Here is a 5,526-nt window from a genome sequence, read left to right as displayed (position 1 = left end):
TTGCTGCTTAATGGTTATATTATTACTTAGCGCGTATTCAATACACCTTTCAAGAGTCCAAGTCTCCTGCGCATCTATCTTTAATATACCTGCAGCTTCACAACCATAACACCGTGGATGGGAAGGTTGGCATTAAGCGTGCTAAGGTTGCTAAGATTTGCGTGCTGCCACACGTCTCGTACCTTCTTTACCTTCTTAATGCCCAATTTTTCGAAGGGAAGGCTGTAGCTTATGGGCTTATCGCTACGGTTGAGGATGGCAACGGCGTACTCCTTGCCGCCTTTCTTACCTAAATCTTTTACCCAAACCTCGGTATCCCCATCCTTAATCTTGCGTTCGGCCTGTATGCATGCCTTATCCTGATGAATGGCAATCATCTCGGGGTTGGTGAGTATCGAGATGGTCTCCTTCGACATTGTTCTTAGATCGTTACCCGCCAGAAGAGGAGATAGCAGCATGCACCACATGCTAAAGTGCGACTTATCCTCATCGTACGACATGCCTCGTCCAACCTGCAGCATATCCATGTCGTTGAAGTGACCAACCGAAGCGTACTTGGCCAAATTGGCGTTGATGTCTATTATATGGCAGATGCTACCCCATGTGGCGGTAATATCTCCAGATATGCGCCACGAATCAGCGGCCTTAATGGCCCATTCGCCGGGGAATTGCCAGCGGCAGATGTTAAATACAACATCCTTACGAATGCGTCTAACCTCTTTTATGATGGCAAGGTATTCGGTCTTCTCGTCGAGCTTCTGCTTTTCTCCACCGCACCAGTCTACCTTTAGGAAATCGTAGCCCCACTCTGTAAGGAATTGATGGCAGTCGGCAGGAATATGGCCGTAAATTCCTACGCCAATACCATTTTTGTCGTTATCCCAAATGGAACCGCAGGTGCTGCTGCCTGCATCGGTATAAATACCCGCTTTAAGCCCCTTGCTATGGATGTAGCGGGCTAAATTTGCCATGCCGCTAGGGAATTTAGCGCTGTCGGCAAAGAGCTTGCCGCTGGCATCTCGACCGCCAAAGTAGCCATCGTCGATGTTGATGTAGCTGTATCCAGCCTTTTTCATGCCCGATGATACAAGCGCATCAGCCTGCTCGCGTATGAGCTGCTCGTTGATGTGGATTCGAAAATGGTTCCAGCTGCTCCATCCCATAATGGGAGTTTTCTTTTTCTGTGCCGATACGCTGGTGGCTACGGCAATGCAGAGCGCCAAGGTGGTTAACTTTAGCTTCATGTTCTGTACGATGTTTAATAGGTTGCCTCTTTACGTGCGCCTTTTGGCTGTTGTACTTCAAAGATAGCGATACGGCAGCCGCTTGCAACCTGTTGAGATAATATTGTTGGCCTACTGGTGTGTAACGATCTCTTTAGCGGCAGCAATGTGTATGTAGCTTGGCTCTGGTAAGCCGTTGATGGATGCCGAATTAATGAGATTGCTCTTGTTTAGACATTTAGTTAATAGCAAATTAAGTTAATTCGACCCGCTAGTTTTTGGGAGTGCGCTTGTCTAAATCTTGCTAGTCTGATAAAAGTTAAACTTAACCTATCGTGTTTAAATGAAACCGCTAAGGAATTTTATAGGAATTACCGCCTTGCTGGTAACCTCTGCTTGGGGGGCAAGCGCACAGACATCTGCCATACAGCGTGGAATGGATGCCATTACTGTAGGAACGTTGAAGGCTCAGGAAGATTTTCTGGCTTCGCATTGGATGGAGGGGCGCTATAGCACCGAAAAGGGGGCAATGCTTGCTTCCGACTACATAGCCTCGATGCTGGGCGTATACGGAATTCAGCCTGCAGGCGATGGTAACAGCTACTTTCAAACCTTCAACCTTATACGATACGCCCATCCTACCAACGAGCGAATGGAAATAGCCTACGGAGGGAATGTGGCTATGCCAACTCCCAATGTCGACTACTACATACGTAGCCGTAGGGTACAGGGTAGCTTCCGGATAGATGGTCAGGCTGTATATGCTGGCTACGGACTTTACCTTCCCCAGTACGGCATCGACTCGTACGGAAAGATGGATGTGAGGGGTAAGGTGCTGGTGGTGCATCCGTTTACCGAGGAGCATCTGAAGAATGCGGTTTTTGGAACAAAGGAGCTTTCTTATCAGGAGAAAGCGAAGGTGCTAGCCAACACCGAGAGCGAGGCAAAGCGTAGAGGTGCCGCTGCTGTTATTTTTGTGATGAGCGAATCGGAGGTGGGCAATACTATTCCGCATTTGGGCAAGGCAACCAGCGTAGCCGAAGATATTTTGGGATTACCAGCTGATACCCTTTCTGCCCAGCCGTTATCCTTTAACGTGTCGAGGGTCTATTTAAGAAGTGCATTGGCAGGCATTAACGTGGAGTCTGCACCCGCAAATCTAAACCAAAAGGCCGTGGCTACCAAGGCAAACATTCGTATTGCTGGCGATGCCTCGGGCGAGGTGTGTAAGGTGCGCAACGTGGTTGGGGTTATTAAGGGGCAGGATACTACCCGCTGCGTGGTGGTGGGCGCCCACTACGACCACTATGGACTTTGGGGGTCGACGCTATATCCTGGTGCCGACGATAACGCTTCGGGTACGGTAGGGGTACTTACCATTGCCAAGGCTTTTAAGGAGTCGGGCATCAAACCTAAGGTATCCATTGTTTTTGGGCTTTGGACCTGCGAGGAGAAGGGGCTTTGGGGATCGACCTACTATACCCGCAATCCTTATGTTCCTATGGCCAATACCATGATGTATATAAACTACGATATGATTGGGCGTAGCCTTCCTAAGGATACCCTTAGCCGTGAGGCCTCCTTCTTCTTCTATGATAAAGACACCACCATTAAAAGCGAAACCCTGAAGCTGAACGCGCAAATGGGAAATCCGCTTAGCTTACGCGCTAGGCCAACAACTGGTGGACCCGGTAGCCGTAGCGATCATGGTCCCTTCTCGATGTATAAGATCCCATTTATGGGGTGGATGACCGCCTGGCATACCGACTACCATCAGCCTACCGATACGCCCGATAAGATAGACTACATAAAGATGCAGAAGGTGGCTCGGATCGGATTTCTGACCCTGTTGCGCTATGCCAACCTAGGTGTGGTTAATATGGACTCAGGAGTTGTCTTTAAGTAGGAGGGACGGTAGTCCGCAGGTATACCGATTTAGTTTTTTTAGCATGTCTGCTTGTATTATGTAAACGCCACGGGGCTGCCTCTTTATGAGGTGGCTCTTTTTTTGATATAAGATTTACTATCTTGGCTTACCTAATAATGCTGTTTCTCCATGTTAAATGTGATTAATACAGTAGAGATCGCCTTGCTAGTCGTGTTGCCGCTAGTTTTATACTACCAGCAATGTAGGCTGAGCGTAAAACGGTATGCTATTTATTTGATACTACTATATTCAATATGGATCTTAACATATGCATTTCTGCATGAGGTATGCCATCTTTTAGGCTCGTGGATGGCAGGTGCGTCCATTCGCAATTATCAGCTATTCCCTGCTTTTCTTAAGGGGGATTTTAAAACAGCATACGTCGACTCGTCGTTTGAAAACGGCATACAAACTTTAGTTTCCACTCTTATGCCTTATTTACGGGATGTTGTATTTCTGGTTATGGGCTACTACCTTTTTCGAAAGAGATGGTTTACGAATCGATTTTTAGAGGGATTGCTCCTCATGTTACTGGTATTTAGCCCTACCTACGACATTGTAAGTAACTATTCTGGATTTATTTTTGCCTCTTATGGCGATTTTTTTACCCTCTCTATGTGGGTTGGAACTTTTGTGGCTTACGCTGTTGGCTTGCTACTTACGTTAGCATCTTTTTGGGCAATAATCCGAGTTGTAAACGGGTATAAAACTTTAGAAACTTAAGAGTAATTTGTGGATAACGAAAGGCTGATGAAGCCTTTTTTTATCTTATTGATGTATTGTTACAGCCAATACTTCTTAACCTACTTAATTTCTGTTTTTCTTTTATCCATCTGCTACCGAACAGGTAGGGTTACCTGTCGTTGAGGTGATGTAGGCGGTTATCCTTTAGAAATTTTCCGGGTGGTACCCCAACATGCTTTTTAAATAGCTTGGAGAAGTGGCTTTGATCGAAAAAGCCAGTGTCGAAGGCGGCAGACGCGACCGATTTATGAGCGGTAAGAATCCGTTGTGCCTTCTTTACCTTGCATACCAGGTAGTAGGCGTAGGGCGATAGGCCATACTGCCGATGAAAATACCTGTTGAAGTGGTATTCGCTCATGCAAGCAACCTCGGCCATCTCCTTTAGCGATAGCTCGAGGTGGCAGCTTTTTTCGATATGCTGCTTTGCTCGGAGTATTTGGTTGGTGTTGCTGCTGCTTGTGGGGGATGCCGTATTTGGGCTCGCGTAGCTTTTTAGCAGCTCTATGATCTGACAATAGAGTTCCTCTGTTTTTGGAGATGCCTTCTCGTATTCGGCTATGGCGTGAAACTCCTTAAGTAGCGCAAGTAGCGCTGGGCTGTTGATGGTTAGCTGCGGGAAGAAGAGCGAGTAGTCGGCATTAAAGGTTAGTACTTTGTAGCTTTGGCCAACACCGCTTATCGAGCAGCAGCTGTGAGGCTCGAAGGGTTGTACTACGAAGATATCCTCCGCTTTGAGTCGCTGCCTTACTCCTCTGTAAAAAAATTCGCGCTCGCCGCTCTCCACCATTCCAAGATTAAATGAGGCGTGGAAATGAACAGGAAAAGTATTGGTAATGCCGTATCCATGAACTACGGAAACGCCATCGAGCGCATCCACATTAAAGCTGATAATTTTCTCCTGTTCGTTTCTCATGGCGTATCTACAATAGAGCTGGGAAGAATTTGGCGAGCAGCAGTAGCCCCTCTTTACCTGCTTTTACCGAGTGATTTTTGTCGGCGGGTATAAACGATACCGTTCCTTGGCGGTAGCTAACCGTTTCCGTGTCGATGGTGCATTCTCCTGCTCCAGCAATAACCTCGTGTAGCTCCGATTTCCCCGCATGGCTATGAAACATCAGCTCGCAGCTGGCATCTACTCGCACCAAATGGCAGCTTAGCTGGTTGTTGGTGCTATCTCCCCTAATTAAATGCTTCAAAAATACACCTTTAAACGTAGGATGCTCGTTCCATGTAAGCTTTTCTATGTCGATTGATTCCCCGTTTACGAAAAGGGAACCATTACAAAAAGGATTTGTGCTCATTGCGTTTTCTTTTTTTTAATGCCACAAAGCTAGCCTGCTGCCTTTCGAATAAATTGTAAAATATTGCGGTTTTGTACTACCTCAACTCTTTTTGTAGCGTACAAGGGAAAATAAAAGGTGTTGCAGCTTCGCAGCTTTTGCACGTTGATAGAGTATAACCTAAGGGGCTGGTGTAAAATACTGTTTGCAGAAAAGGAAGGCGAGTATAGTCTTGTAAAAAACTTATAATATGTCAGGTAGCAGCCACAACTTGTTGGGTAGCATGAACAAAATGTCAGGTAGCAGCCACAACTTGTCGAGTAGCATGAACAAAATGGCAGGTAGCAGCCAC

Annotated in this window: 5 protein-coding genes; 2 read left to right on the top strand and 3 right to left on the bottom strand. The window is 46.6% G+C overall.

Annotated features, from left to right (window positions below):
- Window positions 1–80: 80 nt before the first annotated feature.
- On the bottom strand, window positions 81–1,244 hold the full coding sequence (locus tag L990_RS15840; RefSeq protein ID WP_047451411.1) for a glycoside hydrolase family 27 protein: 1,164 nt from the start codon (window positions 1,242–1,244) through the stop codon (window positions 81–83).
- Window positions 1,245–1,566: 322 nt separating this feature from the next.
- Between L990_RS15840 and L990_RS15835 the strand changes: the two genes are divergently transcribed.
- Complete coding sequence (locus tag L990_RS15835; RefSeq protein ID WP_047451408.1) at window positions 1,567–3,129, top strand: M28 family peptidase; 1,563 nt, start codon at window positions 1,567–1,569, stop codon at window positions 3,127–3,129.
- Window positions 3,130–3,384: 255 nt separating this feature from the next.
- A complete protein-coding gene (locus tag L990_RS15830; RefSeq protein ID WP_197057311.1) occupies window positions 3,385–3,873 on the top strand; it encodes a hypothetical protein in 489 nt (162 codons plus the stop codon).
- A gap of 130 nt (window positions 3,874–4,003) precedes the next feature.
- On the opposite strand, the gene L990_RS15825 is transcribed toward L990_RS15830, so the two are convergent.
- Both L990_RS15825 and L990_RS15820 read right to left on the bottom strand, forming a co-directional pair.
- Window positions 4,004–4,807, bottom strand: a complete 804-nt coding sequence (locus L990_RS15825) for an AraC family transcriptional regulator (RefSeq protein WP_047451402.1) — start codon at window positions 4,805–4,807, stop codon at window positions 4,004–4,006.
- A 7-nt stretch (window positions 4,808–4,814) separates the two neighbouring features.
- Entirely contained in the window at window positions 4,815–5,195 is a 381-nt protein-coding gene (locus L990_RS15820; RefSeq protein WP_047451400.1) for a cupin domain-containing protein, read from the bottom strand.
- Between the last annotated feature and the right edge of the window lie 331 nt (window positions 5,196–5,526).

The organism is Alistipes sp. ZOR0009, from assembly GCF_000798815.1.
Classification (GTDB): domain Bacteria; phylum Bacteroidota; class Bacteroidia; order Bacteroidales; family ZOR0009; genus Acetobacteroides.
The sequence above is the reverse complement of the archived record's forward strand: the minus strand, read 5'-3'. Positions and strand labels throughout refer to the sequence as shown.